General features: G+C 37.3%; 21 protein-coding genes and 1 pseudogene. 17 read left to right on the top strand and 5 right to left on the bottom strand.

The features are described 5' to 3' along the window. Positions 1 to 150: 150 nt before the first annotated feature. The gene (locus BMMGA3_RS09425; RefSeq protein ID WP_004434818.1) at positions 151 to 426 is read left to right on the top strand and encodes a YkvA family protein; all 276 of its coding nucleotides are present in this window, start codon (positions 151 to 153) and stop codon (positions 424 to 426) included. A gap of 124 nt (positions 427 to 550) precedes the next feature. Here the strand turns inward: BMMGA3_RS09425 and BMMGA3_RS09420 are convergent, their stop codons facing one another. Next, positions 551 to 841, bottom strand: a complete 291-nt coding sequence (locus tag BMMGA3_RS09420; protein ID WP_004434815.1) for a DUF6509 family protein — start codon at positions 839 to 841, stop codon at positions 551 to 553. A 207-nt stretch (positions 842 to 1048) separates the two neighbouring features. Here BMMGA3_RS09420 and BMMGA3_RS09415 point away from each other — a divergent pair, with 207 nt between their 5' ends. Next, complete coding sequence (locus tag BMMGA3_RS09415) at positions 1049 to 2299, top strand: two-component system sensor histidine kinase NtrB (RefSeq protein WP_004434814.1); 1251 nt, start codon at positions 1049 to 1051, stop codon at positions 2297 to 2299. A gap of 31 nt (positions 2300 to 2330) precedes the next feature. On the opposite strand, the gene BMMGA3_RS09410 is transcribed toward BMMGA3_RS09415, so the two are convergent. Together BMMGA3_RS09410 and BMMGA3_RS09405 are read right to left on the bottom strand one after the other, a co-directional pair. Continuing rightward, positions 2331 to 2510, bottom strand: coding sequence for an H-type small acid-soluble spore protein (locus BMMGA3_RS09410; protein WP_004434813.1), 180 nt, complete (start codon positions 2508 to 2510; stop codon positions 2331 to 2333). A 65-nt stretch (positions 2511 to 2575) separates the two neighbouring features. Then, positions 2576 to 3268: a YetF domain-containing protein gene (locus tag BMMGA3_RS09405; RefSeq protein ID WP_004434809.1), complete on the bottom strand. Its 693-nt coding sequence runs from the start codon at positions 3266 to 3268 to the stop codon at positions 2576 to 2578. 173 nt (positions 3269 to 3441) lie between these two features. Between BMMGA3_RS09405 and BMMGA3_RS09400 the strand changes: the two genes are divergently transcribed. From BMMGA3_RS09400 to BMMGA3_RS09375, 6 genes are all read left to right on the top strand, one after another. Further along, positions 3442 to 5217, top strand: coding sequence for a SulP family inorganic anion transporter (locus tag BMMGA3_RS09400; protein ID WP_004434808.1), 1776 nt, complete (start codon positions 3442 to 3444; stop codon positions 5215 to 5217). Positions 5218 to 5230: 13 nt separating this feature from the next. Further along, complete coding sequence (locus tag BMMGA3_RS09395) at positions 5231 to 5584, top strand: ArsR/SmtB family transcription factor (protein ID WP_004434804.1); 354 nt, start codon at positions 5231 to 5233, stop codon at positions 5582 to 5584. Positions 5585 to 5954: 370 nt separating this feature from the next. Then, positions 5955 to 7160 carry an MFS transporter gene (locus tag BMMGA3_RS09390; RefSeq protein ID WP_004434801.1) on the top strand — a complete coding sequence of 402 codons (1206 nt, stop codon included), beginning with the start codon at positions 5955 to 5957 and terminating at the stop codon, positions 7158 to 7160. Between the two features lie 304 nt (positions 7161 to 7464). Beyond that, the gene (locus tag BMMGA3_RS09385) at positions 7465 to 7683 is read left to right on the top strand and encodes a hypothetical protein (protein ID WP_004434798.1); all 219 of its coding nucleotides are present in this window, start codon (positions 7465 to 7467) and stop codon (positions 7681 to 7683) included. A 396-nt stretch (positions 7684 to 8079) separates the two neighbouring features. Further along, a complete protein-coding gene (locus BMMGA3_RS09380; RefSeq protein WP_004434797.1) occupies positions 8080 to 8946 on the top strand; it encodes a DMT family transporter in 867 nt (288 codons plus the stop codon). 203 nt (positions 8947 to 9149) lie between these two features. After that, on the top strand, positions 9150 to 9683 hold the full coding sequence (locus tag BMMGA3_RS09375) for an SRPBCC family protein (RefSeq protein ID WP_004434796.1): 534 nt from the start codon (positions 9150 to 9152) through the stop codon (positions 9681 to 9683). 65 nt (positions 9684 to 9748) lie between these two features. Here the strand turns inward: BMMGA3_RS09375 and BMMGA3_RS17925 are convergent, their stop codons facing one another. Next, the gene (locus BMMGA3_RS17925; protein WP_185762545.1) at positions 9749 to 9958 is read right to left on the bottom strand and encodes a hypothetical protein; all 210 of its coding nucleotides are present in this window, start codon (positions 9956 to 9958) and stop codon (positions 9749 to 9751) included. Between the two features lie 316 nt (positions 9959 to 10274). Between BMMGA3_RS17925 and BMMGA3_RS09365 the strand changes: the two genes are divergently transcribed. The 4 genes from BMMGA3_RS09365 (at position 10275) to BMMGA3_RS09350 (ending at position 14226) form a co-directional block, all read left to right on the top strand. Then, entirely contained in the window at positions 10275 to 10589 is a 315-nt protein-coding gene (locus BMMGA3_RS09365; RefSeq protein ID WP_004434794.1) for a right-handed parallel beta-helix repeat-containing protein, read from the top strand. 439 nt (positions 10590 to 11028) lie between these two features. Then, complete coding sequence (locus BMMGA3_RS09360) at positions 11029 to 12423, top strand: PepSY-associated TM helix domain-containing protein (RefSeq protein ID WP_004434791.1); 1395 nt, start codon at positions 11029 to 11031, stop codon at positions 12421 to 12423. A 399-nt stretch (positions 12424 to 12822) separates the two neighbouring features. After that, the gene (gene tatC / locus BMMGA3_RS09355) at positions 12823 to 13533 is read left to right on the top strand and encodes a twin-arginine translocase subunit TatC (RefSeq protein WP_034669358.1); all 711 of its coding nucleotides are present in this window, start codon (positions 12823 to 12825) and stop codon (positions 13531 to 13533) included. Between the two features lie 351 nt (positions 13534 to 13884). Then, complete coding sequence (locus BMMGA3_RS09350; RefSeq protein WP_004434788.1) at positions 13885 to 14226, top strand: YmaF family protein; 342 nt, start codon at positions 13885 to 13887, stop codon at positions 14224 to 14226. A gap of 255 nt (positions 14227 to 14481) precedes the next feature. Here BMMGA3_RS09350 and BMMGA3_RS09345 read toward each other — a convergent pair whose 3' ends face one another. After that, positions 14482 to 15933 (bottom strand): MocR-like pyridoxine biosynthesis transcription factor PdxR, encoded by a 1452-nt coding sequence (locus BMMGA3_RS09345; protein ID WP_004434787.1) that lies wholly within the window; start codon positions 15931 to 15933, stop codon positions 14482 to 14484. 184 nt (positions 15934 to 16117) lie between these two features. Here BMMGA3_RS09345 and BMMGA3_RS09340 point away from each other — a divergent pair, with 184 nt between their 5' ends. The 5 genes and pseudogenes from BMMGA3_RS09340 to BMMGA3_RS09325 all read left to right on the top strand — a co-directional run bounded on the left by BMMGA3_RS09340 (position 16118) and on the right by BMMGA3_RS09325 (position 20233). Beyond that, entirely contained in the window at positions 16118 to 16744 is a 627-nt protein-coding gene (locus BMMGA3_RS09340; protein WP_004434786.1) for a LysE/ArgO family amino acid transporter, read from the top strand. Positions 16745 to 17011: 267 nt separating this feature from the next. Next, positions 17012 to 17461, top strand: a complete 450-nt coding sequence (locus BMMGA3_RS09335) for a GNAT family N-acetyltransferase (RefSeq protein ID WP_004434783.1) — start codon at positions 17012 to 17014, stop codon at positions 17459 to 17461. A gap of 428 nt (positions 17462 to 17889) precedes the next feature. Continuing rightward, positions 17890 to 18002: pseudogene (locus tag BMMGA3_RS18820) on the top strand (VOC family protein); the annotation flags it as partial. A 108-nt stretch (positions 18003 to 18110) separates the two neighbouring features. Then, positions 18111 to 18293 carry a DUF255 domain-containing protein gene (locus BMMGA3_RS18420; protein ID WP_004434775.1) on the top strand — a complete coding sequence of 61 codons (183 nt, stop codon included), beginning with the start codon at positions 18111 to 18113 and terminating at the stop codon, positions 18291 to 18293. Between the two features lie 62 nt (positions 18294 to 18355). Continuing rightward, the gene (locus BMMGA3_RS09325) at positions 18356 to 20233 is read left to right on the top strand and encodes a thioredoxin domain-containing protein (protein ID WP_004434774.1); all 1878 of its coding nucleotides are present in this window, start codon (positions 18356 to 18358) and stop codon (positions 20231 to 20233) included. The last annotated feature ends 33 nt before the right edge of the window (positions 20234 to 20266 follow it).

Below are 20266 nucleotides of genomic sequence, written 5' to 3'. Positions count from 1 at the left end.
TAAATTGCCGAGGCTGACTCATATTCAAAGAGTCAGTCTCTCTTTATGTGCAAAATCACTTCAAAACTCTGCAGCGTTTTATATATAAAAAATAGGGGAAGATAGAGGTATTATGTCTTGCCGGGACCGGTACAAGGGAGGGTTTTTACATTGAAATTTTGGAAGAGACTAAAGTTTGTTTTAAATGTGCGCCGGTCAATTCCATTTTTAAAAGACTTTTTTTTATCTAAAGAAGTAGCAAAATCAAAAAAGATGATTTCCGTCATATTGGTAGTGGGCTATTTTATCTTTCCGTTCGATCTTATCCCTGACTTTTTTTCTTTTGTCGGGGTCATTGATGACATCACAGTATTGACATTTATTTTGCAACAAATTGTAAAAATGGCACCAGAATCGCTCAAAGAAAAATATAATTTGAAAAAATGAACCTTAAAATTTTTGCATAAATGAGAGATTGACCCAGGCGCCTTAGGATTACACATTGAAACCGTCAATGTTATTTCTGTAAAATGCATAAGGGAGTCAAGGCACTTATGGGTCAGCCTCATAATTAATCAGCTTCATTCACATGTTCTTTGCAATAGGCCTCTACCATTTTCACTTCATCTTCTTCCAGTTCAAAATCAAGAATTTTCTCCGTTGTATTTTCGATGATATGATAGTGGGAAATTCGTGAATTTCCTTCTTCAATAATATACAATACTTTAAGTTTTAATCCGTTTTCTGTATATAACTCATCATCCTTAGGCACTTCAATGTCTAAGAAAAACTCATAACGCTCTCCCGATAAAATTCCAAACGGATCTTCCAGCTTGTTGACTTTATGTCCTGTAATATTCATATAGCACACCCTTTCTTTACAAGCTTATCATCGTATTTCTTAACTATTTTTTCAATAACAACATCTGTTCTCCTATTTGTTAGCTTTTTCAGTATAGAAACAATTTGCTTGTTCGTCAATTGATCTGTTATTTTGAAAAAGTTGATAGTCTTAAAATTTATGTATATATTTTAAAAGGTTGAATGTTTTATGAGGAGTAGAACGATGATGGATAATTGTTATAATGAAATAGAAAAATTAAAATCTGAAATCGAGCTATATAAACGACTTATCTCGCATATTCCATTTTCTTTCATTTATCATGATCCTCATCTTGGTTTTGAAGTTCATAAGCATGAAGGAAGCACCTTTTCTGTCAATGAAATAGAGGACATTGATGAGGAAAGCCCTCGGTTTCAAATGATTTCAGACATTGACAGTTATCTCGATAAAATTGAACACTTTCTGACAAAAATTTTGGATTTAGTTCCCCACCATATTGTGTTTATTGATAAAGATGGAATCATTACCCTTTGCAACAAACAAGCTGCGAAAGATTACAACATAAACAGAGATGAAATCATCGGGAAACACATCCGCGAACTTCTTCAAATACCTGACGAAAAAATTGTTTTGCTTGAAACGGCTAAAACCGGAAAAGAAGTTTATGATAAGGAAGTACTGGATCGCAATTACGGAATAATGAATACAAGAATTATTTACAATATTGATGGCTCAATTAAAAGAGTGATTGGGACTTTTCAATTTTTGAACAAAATAAAAGAAGCGGAAAAACAAGCACTTGCAGGTAGAATTGCTGCAGGTATAGCCCATGAAATCCGAAACCCGCTCACTACAGTCAGAGGGTATTTGCAGTTGCTTCAAGACCGGGCTGACCCAGACATTTCCGAATTGTTCAAGTCGCTGCTCATTCCCGAATTGGATCGCGCTAACAAAATTATTACGGATTTCTTGCGCATTGCCAAACCTTCTGATACGAAAGAGGAACGTTTTCAAATAAAAGAGTTTTTTCTGGACTATGCCGGCAAATTTATCAATAGTGAAGCATTTCTTTATAACGTAAAGATCGATTACGATATTAGTCCACTATCCGGTGAATGTTATATAGAAGGGGATCGCGACGAACTCCTTCAAGTATTTATGAATTTATTCCGAAACTCTTTAAACGCAAAAGGAGACAAGCCGCTTGTCATTCAAATCCGGACAGAACGGCTCAACAACGAAGTGAAAATTACCTTTCGTGACAACGGTACAGGCATTCCTGAATCCATTCGTAATCATATTTTTGATCCTTTTTTCACGACAAAAGAAGAGGGGACGGGGCTTGGCTTATCAGTTTCACGAAAAATCATTGAAAACCATAAAGGAACAATTGAAGTTTCAAGCTGTGAAGAGGGAACGGAATTTACGGTTTTACTTCCTATTGTACAAACAGATGAGAAGGCGGACAGAGAATGATACCTGTCTGCCTCTCTTTTAAACTAATGGATTATTCTTCTTTTAGCTCAGTAATGTCCACTATTGTTCTTTCTTCTAATGGGCCGCGCAGATGGACGGTTGCCGTTCGTCCGTCTTCATTAAGCTGATCAATCCATACTGATGCTCCATTATACGTAACTTCAATATCAGCAGGAGAAGATAGAATTTGCTTTACTCGTTTGACATCCATTTGTATTCACTCCTTTAATAAAGTCACTCTATTTTTTGAAAAGTCTATTGATTTTATGCTCTTCTTCACTCATTATCTGTTTTTTTGTCAATATAGATGCTTCCGTCACTTTGTAATTCCGCATAAAAAACATCACCAATTTTATGGATTCCTTTCGCAAACAATTGTTGATTCAACCATTCTTCATTTAAATTTTGCTCCGAAAGGTTTTTCTTGACAACCTTGCCGTCAACGATCAACTCAGTCGGCAAATATTGCCTAGGACTTGCTGTGATTTGTGCATCCTTCTTTGTGACTGGTTCAAGTTCAATTTTTTTCAGTACACTCAACTGTCCGTTAGGCTCAAGGATTGCGTAATCAACCTCGCTCACGGAAAAAATATTTTTTGCCCTAAGAAGCATGCTTAAGTCATCCATGTTAAGTTTATTGGATGCCATTGCTTTCTCAAGTATTTTACCGTTTTTTATCACAATCGAAGGTTCTCCATCCAGCAAGTTTCTTGCTCGGGAAGATTTTAAACTTATGAACTCTAGTAGGAAGGTTAACACTGCCCAAAGAATCAATGCTGTAGCTCCGTCAATTATTCTAATTTCGCGGTGGACAATCATATCTCCAGCAATATTCCCTAAAGCTATCCCGGTGATATATGTAAAAAATGTCATTTGACTTAATTGTTTTTTTCCAAGGCCCCTTGTTAACAAAAATAAGATAAAGAAACCGAGAAGCGTTCTAATTGAAGTAGTGATTATTGTTTCCATATTCATCCTCTGTATCAAGTATCGGTATTGATAATGTTTACAAATTCCCTTCAGGTTAATCATCTTGATTTTAAAAAAAATAATAATTTGTTTTGACAGATGAAAAATCTGATATTATTATTTTATGTATATTCAAAAATTCAAATATAGAAATATAAGGAGAAGGGGTATTTGTGAGACAATTGTCATTAGGAAGATTTAGTGGGTATTCTATTCAGAATTTTCGGAAAGATCTTCTTTCAGGTGTCATTGTCGGTATTATTGCTATTCCGCTTGGTATGGCATTTGCTATTGCGTCAGGAGTAAAACCTGAATATGGCATCTATTCGACAATCATTGCGGGGATTTTGATTTCTCTTCTAGGCGGATCTAAGTATCAAATCGGAGGCCCTACTGGAGCCTTTATTCCCATTCTTTTGGGAATCGTCATGACGTATGGTTATGAAAATTTGTTGATTGCTGGATTTTTAGCCGGTATTATGTTATTTCTAATGGGGGTACTTAGACTTGGTTCATTAATAAAGTTCATTCCACGCCCTGTGACAATTGGTTTTACATCGGGGATCGCAGTGATCATTTTTACTGGACAACTTGCCAACTTTTTTGGACTTACTGGAATAAAAAAGCATGAAGATTTCTTGTCCAATATGAAAGAAATATTCGAGCATTTGGATACAACGAACTTTTATAGTGTGATCACTGCAATTGTTTCACTTACTCTCATATTACTAACACCAAAGTTATTTCCTAAAGTTCCCGGACCATTAATTGGATTAATTGTTGCTAGCATCGTTGCCTCTATGTTCTTTGAAGGAAAAGTAGCGACAATCGGTTCAACTTTTGGTGAAATTCCAAGCGGTTTACCTGAATTTCATATACCTGAAATAACAAGTGAAAAAATCGTACAATTGCTTCGTCCTGCTTTTGTTATCGCCATGCTTGGCGGGATCGAATCGCTTTTATCCGCTGTTGTTGCTGATGGAATGACGGGAAGTAAACATAACAGCAATCGAGAGCTGATCGGGCAAGGGATCGCCAATATGGTAACTCCTTTATTTGGGGGTATTCCAGCGACAGGTGCAATTGCAAGAACAGCAACGAATATAAAAAATGGTGCTGTTTCACCAATGTCCGGTGTCATTCATGGTCTGGTTGTTCTTGCAGTGTTATTGCTTTTCGCTCCATATGCTTCCAATATCCCATTAGCAAGTATGGCCCCGATCTTAATGGTTGTGGCGTGGAATATGAGTGAACGAAATGAATTCATCCACATTTTAAAAACAAAGACTAGTGACTCTTTGATCTTGGTTATTACATTTTTGCTCACTGTATTTACAAACCTTACGATCGCTGTTGAGGTTGGGTTGATATTAGCCATCATTCTCTTTGTCAAACGAATGAGTGAATTGCTTACGGTTGCAAAGGTGCTTCCAGATCCATTAGATACGAATAAAAAAGTAAGCCCGCACGTGGTAAACAAGGGGAATGACTGTCCGCAAATTAGTATTTTTACAGTGGAAGGCCCGCTTTTCTTTGGAGCGGCACAAATGTTTGAATCCTACATCATGGATACGATTAACCACCGTCCTAAAGTATTAATTTTACGGATGGGAAAAGTACCCTATATGGATACAACAGGAGAAGCAATTTTCGCAAGTATTGTCCGGCATTTTCAAAAAAAGGGGGGCATCATCCTTATTTCAGGCATCCAAAACCAGCCGAAAGAAGTCTTGAAAAGAACACAACTTTATGATGAGATTGGTGAAGAACATTTCTTTGAACATACAGGAGAAGCAATTGATTTTGCATTAGCGAATTTGGAATATAAAAAGTGCATCGGATGTAACCATTTCGCGTTCCAAGAATGTACTGCGCTTTCAAATCCTGAATGGGAATCTGGAAAGAGAAGAGGTTTAGCAGCATATACGGGTTTGGCTCACAAATCCTAATAGGGAGGACATAATGAATTTAGAATTACAACAATTTAAAGCTGATTTTTTCAAAGCACTCGCCCATCCATTAAGGATAAGAATTTTGGAACTTTTAGCGGAAGGCGAGAAAAATGTCAATGAGCTGCAAACGCTAATTGGCACGGAAGGATCAGCTGTTTCTCAGCAACTAAGTGTATTACGCTCAAAAAACATTGTAAATGGAACGAAGGATGGCAATCGAGTGTTGTACTCTCTTCGTGACCCAATGATCATTGACTTATTGAATATTGCCCGGCAAATTTTTAACAACCATCTAATCGATACCATTTCGATGTTAGATAAAATCAATGATGATAAGAATAAGGAATTTGAAGTTGAAGAATAATAGAAGGTTGCGGCTGTTTTTTCATTGCAGCACTTGATTTATGACCGTCGAAATGGCGGTCGTTTTTTATTTATGTTGAAAAGGGGCGGAGCTGCGCTTACAAAAATAGAAATGTCAACCTGCTTGAGAGAAGAACCTTTTTTAGCTTAGCAAATAGTAAGAGCTTGGCTCCGCTCACACCGCCTTATTATGTTGGTTATGTTTTAAAATGAAGTCTATTTCAATGTTTGGATTGGGAGTTTAAACTAATGCTCGTTTTAAACGATTGAATGATGTGCAATTTTCTTAACTTTTATGGTTGTTGCTTGGGTCTATTTCAATAAAAGAGTATAGTATGAAATATAAGTAGTTGTAGAAAGTGGCGAGAATTGTGGTCTATATTGAAAAAGGGACAAAAGAATACAGAAAGGCAAGTCTTTCATTATTTCTTGGAGGATTTGTAACGTTTGCAATTCTTTATACAACGCAGCCATTGTTGCCGATTTTTGCCAAAGAATTTCATGTCTCTGCATCAAGAGCAAGTTTAAGCTTATCTGTATCTACCGGAGTGTTGGCTTTTGCCATGTTAGTTGTGGCTGCTTTATCTGATGCAATTGGCAAAAAACGAACAATGAGTTTATCTTTATTTTTCACGTCGATTCTTTGCTTGTTAACTTCACTTAGTCCTAATTTTATGATCCTTCTTTTATTTAGGGCGATTTTAGGAATTTTTATCGCAGGGGTTCCGGCTATTGCAATGGCCTATGTAGCGGAAGAATTTAATCCGAAAGGAATCGGCCAGATCATGGGGCTTTATATAAGCGGAACAAGTATAGGAGGCATGGCAGGAAGAATTATCACGGGTGTACTGACAGATCTATTTACTTGGCGAATTGCTTTAATGACAATAGGAGGCATATCGCTGATATTTAGTACCGTGTTTTGGCTTACTTTGCCTGCTTCACGTCATATTGTGAAAAAAACGTTTGACAGGGAAACTGCTTGGGCGGCTTATAATTCGCATCTCAGCAATAAAAGAATAATAGCGTTGATTATGCTTTCATTTTTGCTAATGGGAAGCTTTGTAACTTTATATAATTATATTGGGTTCCTGCTCCATGAACCGCCTTATCGCTTAAGCGAAGCACTTATCGGATTTATATTTGTTGTGTATTTGTTTGGTACATTTAGTTCCATTTTTATGGGTAAAAAAGCAGATCAATATGGGCGTTCCCTACTATTAAAAATTTCAATAACAATCATGGTTGGAGGGGCAATCATTACGCTTGTTCCTTCTTTACTAGCAAAAATAATTGGAATATCAATCTTTACATTCGGTTTCTTTGCCAGCCACTCGATAGCGAGTGCTTGGGTAGGAGACTGTGCTGTAAATAATAAAGCACAAGCTTCATCTCTTTATCTTCTTTTTTACTACATTGGATCAAGCCTTGTTGGATCCATTGGCGGATTTTTCTGGACTCATTTTCATTGGATTGGTGTTATTTCTTTGATCTTAGTTCTATTAATGATTGGATATCCACTAGTCTTATTTGCCCAGAGAGGGGAACAAATATCAACCCAATATCATAGCAATTGAAAAAGCGACACATTGATGTTGGTTTATTTATAAAATATTTACCTGGTTCAATTAACCCCCTTCCTTATCAAGAGAATTTTTTACGATAAGAGAGCCCACTAAAAATCTATGCGAGTAACAAGCCGTCGACTCAACGATAATGAATGTTGCAATTGTCTTTTGAACACTAGTGCGTTGAGGAGTTATGCCTATACCGCAAAGAAAATAACAGCCAAGAATATACTTACTAATAGGCAAATATCTATTCCTCTTTGAACATGGACACATAAACTATTTTTGAAACAATTTGAGGAGGAGATATAAAATGGAAAGACAATTCTTTGGAAGCGGTATGGGTTATGGAGGTTATCCTGGCTACGGCATGGGTTATGGAGGTTATCCTGGTTACGGTATGGGTTATGGCGGCTATCCTGGCTACGGCATGGGTTACGGCGGCTACCCGTTCCATCATGGTTATGGAGGTTATCCATTCCATCATGGATATGGCTGTTGTCCATCCCATTATGGTTATGGCGGCTATTAAAGAGATAACTAAAGGGGATCTTTTCTTTAAAAAAGGGACTGCTTCGGCAGTCCTGTTTTTGTTTAGACTTTTAAAATTGATAAGATGATCGCCCAATTGGACTGATGGGAAAAATCCACCTGGATACTGCTATAATAGGTCCTATATAAGAAAGATCAACCAGTAAAAATTGGTTAATCTTATAATAAAACACGAAAATAGTATGTATACATCCCCTGGCTCTTATCAAAAATATTGATTTATAATATCAATTATTATCAATATCATCTATTACCAAATATTTGTAAAATTCATATAACAGAAGTTTTATATTAGGGAGGCCTTTTAATGAAATCAAGTAGGATAAAAACCTATGCACTTCTTTTTTAACGACAACTATTTGGGGCGGGGCTTTTATTGCGGGAAAGATTTCAACAGAAAAGTTTGCATCCTATCACAGTTGCCTTCTTTCGGTTTTTTGGAGCAAGTCTGATTTTATTTCCTTTGATGTGGCTGAAAGAACCTAAACAACCAGTTCCAACGAAAAAGGATTGGGGATTGTTTGCGTTGCTAGGTTTTACTGGGATTTTTTTGTATAACATTTGTTTTTTTATTGCCACAAAATATGCGCCTATTGTAAAAAGTTCTTTGGTTATTGCTGTAAATGCTCCTTTAATCACGCTATTTTCAGCTATATTTTTGAAAGAGAAAATAAGCTGGAAGGATATCATTGGAGTGATAACAGCTTTATTTGGTGCTTTATTTATCATTACTAATGGACAGATCAGTGTTATTTTAGAACTTGGATTTGCACCAATTGATTTAGTCTTAATTTATGCCTGTCTAAGTTGGTGTATATATTCAGTGATTGGAAAGGTTGTCATGAAAAAATACAGTCCATTAACCGCAATTACTTATGCAACAGGTTTTGGAACGCTATTATTATTTCCTTTAGCTATTTACTATACCTCTTTGGATTCAATTAAAAGCAGTGGGTGGGAGATCTGGTTAAGCGTACTATATGTAGCTATTATTGTTTCTGCTATCAGCTTTGTTTGGTGGTATAAAGGTATACAAAATGTTGGGGCATCAACAGCATCTGTATTTATCAATGTAATGCCAATATCTGCAACTGTTATGGGAACTTTATTTTTTTATGAACAATTAACAATAATCCATGGCATAGGGGCATTTTTTGTGTTTAGTGGAATCCTTTTTATGATTTATAATAAACAAAATAAGGAAAATCGTATAATGTCGTATAAAAAAGGAAAATCAATATGATTGGTGCAATTGGTTCCTTATTTATTCAAAAATGTGGCAGTAATGATAAGGTAGGTTTTCATATTCTTCCACTAACAAAAAACTAAGAGAGAGTACAAAGATAACAAACTTATTAAACAATTAACGGGAATTATTTTTAAAGGGTTAGGTATAAAATTATTTCAAATAAAAGTACACAAATACAAAAATATGGAGGAATAGAAATGAACGAAAAAAATACAACAAACAACATCACAACGAACGTAGAGGAGAGTGGGCTCGTAATGACACGCACATTCGATGCGCCGCGTGATCTTGTGTTCAAAATGTGGACTGAGACTGAGCACTTGAAGCACTGGTGGGGACCAAAAGGTTTCACATTTGGCATCTCCAAGTTAGATCTCCGTCCGGGCGGCGTTTTTCATTACAGCATGACATCCCCTGACGGCCACGAAATGTGGGGCAAGTTTGTTTATCGTGAAATCGTTGCGCCGGAGAAGATCGTCTTCATCAATTCCTTTTCTGATGAGGAGGGTAATACTGTTCGTGCTCCATTTAGCCCAACTTGGCCGCTAGAAATCCTGAATACAATTACGTTTGCCGAGCATGAAGGAAAGACGGTAATCACAATGCGGGGGATCCCCCAATCTACGACGGAAGAGGAGCGCAAAACCTTTGAGGCTGCGCACGATTCAGTTAAGCAGGGATTTGCTGGAACCTTTGCCCAACTTGACGATTACCTTGCAAAGACAATTTGACATGTCATTTTATCAAGATGCTAATTTATACAAAGGGGCTGAACAAAAGGAAATAAAAATTTCCTTTAAGAGGGCGCCCCTCTTTTTGTTAATTGGATAATTTGATGGCTACCAACGTCTTTTTTACTTTCCTGCACATCTATTGAGAGAGCACCAATGTCATATGTAAAATTATGCAGACAGCCGGCAAGTTCACCACTCCGCCATGCTGAGGTATTGCACTTAGCATTTTCAGGATAGGCTAATGACATCCTTCTAACAATGATCACATCCATTTGCCACTGCTGTAACGGACAAAACATTAATTAAAAGTTGCGTCCATCCTATTAAATTTGCAATTAATTTCCCATTTGTCACATAAATTACGTGTAGACAGCTTCAGAAACAAGAAGAGTAGATGCAATTTTTGCATAACAACATGCTACAAATTCTCACACCCATTTACTGGATGGCTATAGTGTAGAATAAAAATCCTTCATCTTGTCAGAAAATATACATAAACACTTCACAAACTATACATAATTATTTGTTATGCTTCATTTCGGACATAATGACTATAGGAAAAAGGGATTACTCTATGAAAAAATTTTATTGTTCTTTTCTCTTTTTATTGTTTTATGGACTTTTCCACTATCCAGTCATGCAGAAGGTACTCTGCAGTCTCTAATTGATAATGCTCCTAAGCATGGAATTGTAAAGTTGCCAAGCGGTGTGTATAATGAAACGATTGTTCTCTCCAAACCTATTACTTTGAAAGGTGTAGGACAAGTTACTATTCGTTCTTGCAGCAAAAATCCTGTTATTACGATACGTGGCCAGCAGGTTACATTGAAGAATGTGAATGTGGAACAATGCAGCAGCGTGAAAGATACGGAAGCAATCTATGTCACAGGCAAAAATCATTGATTAGAAAATCTTCATATCCGTACAAAGCAGTTTGGCATAAAGCTTGATCAAACTAGCAATACGGTTATTGAAGGATGTTCTGTTAAAGGAGAGCAGAAGGGAAACGGGATTAATTGGATCCGTGGTCAAACAAATAAGAAATACAGATGATAAGGAAGGGACTACGTTGCAGTTGCTGCAGCTGCATCGCCAAATATAAGGCTGTTGAGAACTCTCAACAGCTTTTTTATATTCATTGGTTCGTATAAATGCAACGCATAAAGTAATGCAGTGCACTTCCTTTTGAGGCAGTTTTTTTTTTTTTGACGTTTTGTAAATTAATTCACGCAAAGTCCATAGTTTTACCACAAATGTTAGTTACATTTTAAGAAGCAACTTTTTCTTAAACATTGTGATTTTAGAAAGAATGATTATGTACTAGGAAAGGAGAATACGTGGTATGAGTTTACAACAAGAGAGGCTGGACTATGCAAAAGAAACTGTCGTCGAACATGAAGTTTCAAAGGCACAGTTACTTTATCGCGCAGTTTGGCGCTGGCATTTCTATGCAGGTATTATATTTGCACCATTTATTATTCTACTAGCAATTACGGGTATTATTTATTTATTTAAACCACAGATTGAAAATGTAATGTACAAAGATTACTACTATGTACACCCTGCACTAGAGAAGTTAACGGCAGAACAACAAATAGAATCAGTAAAAAGAGTCTACCCAAATGCTTTAGTAAGAAGATATAAACCATCCTTTGAAGCAGATCGTTCTGCCGAAGTTGGAATTACCGGAAAAGATGGAATGATGACGGTATTTGTTAATCCTTATAACGGAAAGATCCTCGGTGATTTAAAAGATGATGAAGAGTTCATGAACAAAGTGAGAAAACTGCATGGTGAGCTCATGATTGGAACAACAGGAGATCGTATTGTGGAAATGGCATCTTGCTGGGCAATGATTCTCCTCATCACAGGATTATATCTCTGGTGGCCGCGCAATAGGAAAGACATATTTGGTACGTTTATCCCAAGGTTCTCAAAAGGAAAACGTACGATGTTACGAGACCTTCACGCTGTTCCTGCTTTTTGGTTTTCTTTATTTGTCGCCATTTTTATTTTAACAGGTCTTCCATGGTCCGGATTATGGGGAGATTTAATCAATCGTGTTTCAACCGCTACACAATCAGGGTATCCGACTGGCTTATGGGATGGAAATTTACCAAAGTCCACGATTCCATCTAAAGATGTTGCTAAAGTACCTTGGGCGGCTGAGAATCTTCCTGTTCCGGAATCAGGACAATCAGGTGTAGCTGCTCCTTTATCTGTGTCGCAGATTATGAAAGTGGCCAATGAAAACAAAGTTGAGAAAGGCTATTCGATTAACTTCCCGCAAGGAGAAAAAGGAGTATATACGGTGTCTGTTTCTTCTGATAAACCGCAAGGACAAGCTACTTTGCATATTGATCAGTACAGTGGAAAGGTTCTGGCAGATTTACGCTTTGCAGATTACGGGGTATTGGCAAAAGCCATCTCAATTGGTGTAGCGCTGCATGAAGGACATTACTTCGGATTAGCCAATCAACTCTTGAATTTAATTGTTTGCCTCGGCTTGATTGGTATTTCCGTTACGGGCGTAGTGATGTGGTGGAAACGTAAGCCATCTGGTACACTTGGGGCACCTTCTTTACCTAAGAATTTTAAACTTATAAAAAGTGCAGCAGTCTTAATTCTCATCTTAGGTATCGTATTCCCGCTTGTCGGAGCTTCTTTACTTGTTGTTCTAGCTTTAGATTGGCTTGTTATCAAGCGGATTCCAGCAGTAAAACAATGGTTGGGATAACCTTTTGTTTTGTATAGTTGCTCGTGATCTCATTTATGGCATTGTTCGTTTCCTACATGGTTTCATGTAGTTGGGGTAAAACATTTGTTTTTTATTGCAATCTCCTTTAGCTATTTACCATACCTCTTTGGATTCAATAAAATTAAAAGCAGTCGGTGGGAGTTCTGGTTAAGCGTACCATATGTAGCTACAAATAAAATATTCCTTAGAAACTGATAAAGATGTGTTGTTTATGAAAGTCCCAAATTCCATTATAATTATAGCATTAAATGATTTTGCCAGAGACTGCAGGAACAAAGGTATGAATCTTTTATTATGGAAATAGACTCATAATCAATAGCAGGGGAACGGTATGTATGTTTCTGCTTGATCCGAGATAAACAAAGTGCGGTGAATACAATGAAAGAGGAAATGTATGTAACAGAGCACCTTGAAGAACTTCGTAAAAGAATACTCATTACAGCAGGTTCGTTTTTTATTTTTTTTATTATCGGATTTGTATACGTAAAAGATTTTTATAAATTTTTAACAAAGAATTTAACGTTTAAGTTAGTTGTGCTTGGTCCGGGAGACGTTTTATGGGTGTATTTTTCTATTTCAGCAGTGGTTGCTGCCATTTTTACTATTCCTATTGCAGCTTGGCAAATTTGGAAGTTTGTAAAACCGGGGCTTCATCCTTCAGAACAAAAGGGAGTTGTGTTTTATATTCCTGTATTATTTTCTTTTTTCATCATTGGCTTACTTATTGGTTATTATGTAGTGGTACCAAATATTCTCAACTTCCTTACTTTATTGGGAAGAGATATGTTTATAACAAACTACACAGTAGATAAATATTTCAGCTTTATTTTTAACCTTGTTGTGCCATTCGCTGCATTTTTCGATTTGCCTGTTATTATTATGTTTCTTACAAAGATTGGGATTGTAAAGCCATTCTACTTGCAGAAAATGAGAAGATACGCATATTTTATATTAGTTATCATTGCTTGTTGTATTTCACCTCCTGATTTTGTTTCTCATATTTCTGTTTCAATTCCATTGATTTTATTGTATGAATGCAGTGTATTGGCTTCTAAAGCAGTATATAAAGGAAAAGAGGCTGTCTCATAAGGGTCTGACCCCATGTTCGTCTATCAATATATAGCACATTTATCCAACATTATGTCCTATATATTGTGTTATGGGGTCTGACCCTCTGGCTTTTGAGACAGCCTCTTTTGGTGCACCGGGAATGGGTGTCGTCTGTATGGTGGAAGAATTCCTAACTGATATCAAGTGTTTTTATTATTTGGCGTATAACCATGTGGTTCACTTAAAAGCGAAAACATATTTTCTTTTTAAATAAATATTATTTGTAATAAAGTTGTAGGAAAGGAGGGGAAATTCTACAGTAACAAACTTGAATAAATTAATAAAGATATGGCCGGAAAAAACAACTTAGAATTTCTGAGGGGTGAATATATGGCTAAGAAAGTAGGAAAAGATGATTTTGTAAAAGGGTTTGTGCCGCATCATAATCATGGCTCTGTTGATTATACTTCTATGGAAGCAGGGCATGTTCATCAGTGTTTAGATGTTACTTCTCCGCCGATACAGACTCAGGATGGCAACCATATTCATTATACGGAGGGATATGTAGTTTTCGAAAATGGGCATACCCACCATTATAAGGCTTATTCAGGACCAGCGGTTCCAGTTGGGAATGGAATGCATGTCCATTATTATGATTTTTATACAACGGAAGACGATGGACATCGACACCGTATAAGAGGCGTTGACCAGCCAGCTCCAGGAAATAACTGAAAAAAGAAGCATTTGACGCTTCTTTTTTTAGGAATTGATCTTATTTTGTTGCGGCAATTACATTTATAGTTTACTTTCAAATTATATTCTTCATCAATGTAATGTAGTGCTTTATTAACTACATAAGTCATATTAAGATTATTTTTATATATTGTTATCTCTTTAGAAAGTTTTAGAAATATTTAAAGCATGCAAATATGGCTAAATTACTGCGCAATTCATGACTTTGCTTTTTTACATGATAAGATTAAAAAGTTATGGGATTAACTGCCGAATCACTTCCGAAAGGCGAAAGATGCCTTTGTCTAAGTCAGTCAAGGATGCATAGGAATACGAAAGCCGAAGATAATGGGTCGCATGTTGATCATAGACAATTCCCGGATTTAATAAAATTCCCCGCTCTAATGCCTTTTCGAAAAGTTCCCGTATGGAAAGGGAAGGCAATAAGCGCAGCCATATATAAAAACCACCCTTGGGAACAGACCACGTCGCACTGTCGGCAAGATGCTTCTGTAATGAATCGTTCATAGCCTCTCTGCGAATCTTCAATTTTTTTCTGACCTCTTCCAGATGTTGATGATAGAATCCGCTTGATAGCCATTCCGCAGCAACCCACTGAGATAGAGAACTAGATCCGTAATCAGTTTGCATTTTAATATCCGCCAATCGTTCAATGACAGGCTTTGGTCCGACTATCCAGCCGATTCGCAAACCAGGGCTCAATGTTTTCGACATACTTCCCAAGTATAAAACAAGTCCATTCTTATCGATTGCTTTCAAAGGAAGAGGAGGCGGTGAATCCAGCCAGAGTTCCCGGTATACGTCATCTTCGATAATTGGCAGCCGTTCCTGTTCGCATACATTTATCAGTTCCCTTCGTCTTTCTTCGGACATCAAGATTCCTGTTGGATTATGGAAGGACGGGATCGTATAAAATAACGAAGCATTTTGCCGCTTTTTTTGTTGAGTAATCGTTTTTGTTAGAACCCCGTTTTCATCCAAAGGAAGCCCGAATAATCGCATTCCAGCAGACTGAAACACATGCAGGGAATATAGGTACGATGGCTTTTCAAGAAAGATCGTAGACCCCCGTTTCAATAGAGCTATTGAAATCAATTGCAATGCTTGCAAAGCCCCTGACACAATCAAAATGGAAGATGGGGAAGCCTCGATCCCGTTGGTTTTTAAATATTTGCTAAGTTGTTCCCTTAGAAAAAGCAATCCTTTCGGTTCTTCATAGCCAAGCGAATCAATGCGGTCCGACACCCGGTTAATTATTTGTTTCATCATCTCACGCGGAAATAGATCAGGAGAAAGCTCTCCCGTCCCCAATCGGATGATATTTGGATCAAACTCCGCTTTATTGATTTCCTGTATCGTAGGTAGATTAGGTTGATGGATTCCTGCTTGCACATAAGAATTCCAATCAGGAGGCGGGGCAGAAGTCATCAAGGACCACGTATTGTTAATCACCTTTGTACCGCTCCCGCTTTTTCCTTCCAGCAATCCCTCTGCGATTAATTCTTCCACAGCTGCAACGACCGTGCTGCGGTTCACTCCCAATGCTCGGGCCAATGTACGTTGGGGAGGGATTTTCGTCCCTACAGTCCATTCTCCCGTTTCAATCTTTTCTTTTATAAAATCTTTTATCTGGATATAGAGAGGAATAGGAGATGATTTGACAGGCTTCCAATCCAATTCGATCATGAAAAATTCTCTCCCTTTAAATCAGGTGTGAAATTTCTTACTATAAGATTTTCATTTATTTTCCTTGTAGTTCTTGTTTCGATTATACAATTTGGTTGGGGTAAAATCCATCCAATTGGTTGTTAACAATGATCGATATCTGATTATCATTGTATTCATAAGTTAAGCAATAGGAGGTATCGGAATGGCAGAAGCCTTCATTCACGGATTTATTCTTGCATTTGGACTCATTCTTCCTCTTGGCGTCCAAAATGTTTTTGTCTTTAATCAAGGGGCCTTTCATAAACGATTTATTTACGCACTCCCAGTCGTTCTTACTGCTTCGCTGTGCGATACACTTTTAATCGCTCTTGCTGTTTTTGGGGTATCTGTTGTGATCTTGGGCTCGTTTTGGATCAAAACAATACTTATGTGTGCCGGGATTGTATTTTTGCTATATATGGGGTCGAGTATTTGGAAAAGTACTCCTGAAAATAGCAACAACGAAAATATGGCTAAAGAAAATTTTACCCGCCTCAAACAAATAGCGTTTTCAGCTTCGGTCTCGCTGCTAAATCCTCATGCAATCCTTGACACTATTGGGGTAATTGGAACGAGTTCATTAAGCTATACAGGTTCAGAAAAAATCGTATTCACTGTTGCTTGTATTATGGTTTCATGGGTCTGGTTTCTAAGCCTTGCAATTGCGGGGAGAATTGTAGGTAATTTAGATACACAAGGTAATCTCCTGCAAGTAATCAATAAAATATCTGCAATCCTTATATGGGGTGTAGCGATATACATTGGTGTCCAATTATACCATTCGCTTTGAGAAGCTCATTTCACTTCCTATATCGAAAGTTATATCAACGACGGTAATATGTTAATTGCTTTCGAGGGGGAGATTTTTATATACTGCATGCAGAAGACAGCATACGCATTACTGAATTGGAAGAGGCAGTGCAATTGCCCATTCTTTCACAAGATATCCCACAAATATTGAAGAAGATTGAATTTTTAGGTTTTTTTATGGAAGGATTTTGAATTTACATTATAGAAATCTATCAATTGCATCCATCAATAGAGAGGAGAGGATAATGTGGGAACAACTTCAATTTTGTTATTCAAAGAGCTTCAAACTAAAGAAGAAATTTTGACTGGATTTTCAGTGATGAAGCATTTAAGGACTTATCTTGATGAAAATTCATATCTTGAGTTGGTGCTTGAAGCTCAACAAAAGGAAGGATATAGATTAGTTGCTCTTTATGATAATGGTAAGATGGTCGCCATCACAGGATTTATGCCTATGATTACTTTATATAATGGTCGCTTTATTTGGGTTTGCGATTTAGTTACAGAACCAAGTGAACGGTCAAAAGGTTATGGTGAAAAGCTTTTATCGTATGTACATAAGTGGGCTAAAGAGAACGGTTATAATATCGTTTCTTTGTCTTCTGGCTTACAGCGTGTTGACGCACATCGTTTTTACGAAGAAAAAATGCAATACGATAAAGTAAGTTATGTATTCTTGAAGAGACTATCGAAGTAACAATGAATAAAATAAGTGCAAAAATGCTACCTTATCGTCATAAGGTGGCTTTTTATTTGGTCGAATATCAACCATTAACTTTAATCGAGCTTTTTAGAAAAGGAATAATAACATTGATTGTTGAATTCCATAAATTCCATAAAGTAGGGGGATATATGTTGAAATAGTGGTCCAAGACCTTGATAGGTCAAGTAGGAATTTAGGTAATATGGCAGTTATTAAAGAGACATTAGTAAAGTATGATTGTATTGGTCTAGACAAATCTGAAAATGTCTATGATTTTGAAAACGAAATAGATGATTTAAGAACGCTGATAGGTGAAGGCAGTCGAAGTTCATGTTAGTGATTAGCAAATTAAACTTAGGTCAAAAATTGACATAAGAACATTTGTTCTATATAATGTAAATAAAATATTTGGAGGTTTTTAAATGGGAAAAGTTTTACGATTTGAATTTCAAGTACCAGATCCTGAACAAGCATTGAGTATTATTCTAAAACTTTTGGTTGGAAATTTGAAAAAATGCCGGGACAACATGACTATTTGGTGAACATATCTTCTTAGCAAATACTTTTATACGGTTTAATGGACAACCGTTCAGGCGAAGATGGGAGAAGTGTTCAAAATATTGATAAAAGGAAGTGTTGCATAATGAAGGAATATCTCGAACGTGAACGTTATAACGATAAATACAACTGGTTAGTGATATCGAATAGCCCTTATTTGAAGCAACATGAGACAAATCCTGTAAATTGGCTTGAATGGTCTCCAGAAGCGTTTCAAAAAGCAAAAAGGGAAGATAAGCCGGTTTTCGTGTCAATCGGCTATTCCTGACCCTGCGGGGTCAATAGTTGAAAAAGAGGATGATTATATCTACATGTCATTGGTGCCACGTCATGGAACGGGAATCGTTCGAGGATGAAGAGGTTGCAAAGCTCTTAAACGAGAGATTCGTGTCCATTAAAGTCGACCGGGAAGAACGCCCGGACATTGATTCTATTTATATGAACATTTGCCAGTTGATGAACGGACACGGCGGCTGGCCGTTAAGTGTGTTTATGACACCGGATCAAAAGCCGTTTTTTGCAGGGACGTATTTTCCTAAAGAAAGCCGCTATGGCGTTCCGGGATTTAAAGACGTGATCACGCAATTGTATGACCAATACATGAAAAATCGTAGTCATATTGAAAAGATTGCTTCTGATGCAGCGGAAGCTTTAAAACAATCGGCAAGAGAATCAAGTGCTGAATTGCCCTCAGTTGACGTTTTACATAAGACCTATCAGCAGCTTGCGGGCAGTTTTAACAGCGTATACGGCGGATTTGGAGATGCGCCGAAGTTTCCCATTCCCCACCATCTTATGTTTTTGCTGAAGTATTATAAATGGACCGGAACGGAAATGGCATTGAAAATGGTGGAAAAAACCCTCGTTTCCATGGCGAATGGAGGTATTTATGACCATATTGGCTTCGGTTTTGCCAGATATTCGGTCGATGCGATGTGGCTCGTTCCTCATTTTGAAAAAATGCTCTATGATAATGCATTGCTGCTATATACGTATTCCGAAGCTTATCAAGTGACAAAAAACAGTAAATATAAGGAAATTGCTGAACAAATTATTGAGTTTATCACGAGAGAAATGACGAACGAAGAAGGTGCCTTCTTTTCGGCCATTGATGCTGACAGCGAAGGGGAAGAAGGAAAATATTATGTTTGGTCGAAAGAGGAAATTTTAGATGTGCTCGGTGAAAAAGACGGAGAATTTTACTGCAAAGTTTATGATATAACGTCTGGAGGAAACTTTGAAGGCAAAAATATTCCGAACCTCATTCATACAAACATGGTGAAAACTTTCGCAGAAGCCGGGCTTAAACTTGAAGAAGGCAAGGCAAAGCTTGAAGAATCACGTCAAAAGCTTTTTGAAAAACGACAGGAGCGGGTCTATCCGCATCTTGATGATAAAATTCTGACTTCGTGGAATGCTTTAATGATTGCCGGCTTAGCCAAAGCAGGCCAAGCATTTCAAAATCAAGATTATGTTGAAAAGGCAGAAAAAGCATTGCGGTTTATTGAGGAAAAGCTAATGGTAAATGGTGAACTAATGGCCAGATACCGTGATGGGGAATCGAAGTACAGCGCTTATCTCGATGACTGGGCATTTCTTTTATGGGCGTATTTGGAATTGTATGAAGCAACCTTCTCAATGGAATATTTGGACAAAGCCCAAAATACTGCTGAAAAGATGAAAAAGCTCTTTTGGGATGAACAGGATGGCGGTTTTTATTTTACAAGAAGTGACGGGGAAGCATTAATCGTCCGCGAAAAACAAGTGTATGACGGGGCGCTCCCGTCCGGAAATAGCGTTGCGGCTGTCAACTTTCTTCGGCTTGGGCATTTTACCGGTGAGACGAAATGGTTTGATGTAGTGGACGAAATACATCGTTTCTTCAAAGATGACGTGGAATCATATGGACCTGGCCATACATTTTTGCTGCAAAGCTTGCTCTTGAAAGAGTTTCCAATGAGTGAAGTTGTCATCGTCGGTACACCGGAAAAACGCAGTGAATTAGCCGGTATCATTCAGAAAGCTTATACACCAGAAATTGCTCCAGTCACTTCAAAAAATCAAGAAGATTTGGTGAAAATTTATCAGAGAGGCTATACGGCAACCGACTCTGATTTAACTGTCTATATTTGTGAAAACTTTACGTGCCAAAAACCTATGAATGATTTAGAAGATGTGTTAAAAGAACTTAAGATCACAAGTAATTGAGGGGACACTTTTCCCCTCAAACATTTTTTCTTG

Source organism: Bacillus methanolicus MGA3 (assembly GCF_000724485.1).
Lineage (GTDB): Bacteria > Bacillota > Bacilli > Bacillales > Cytobacillaceae > Bacillus_Z > Bacillus_Z methanolicus_A.
This window is presented reverse-complemented; position numbering and strand designations above follow the sequence as displayed.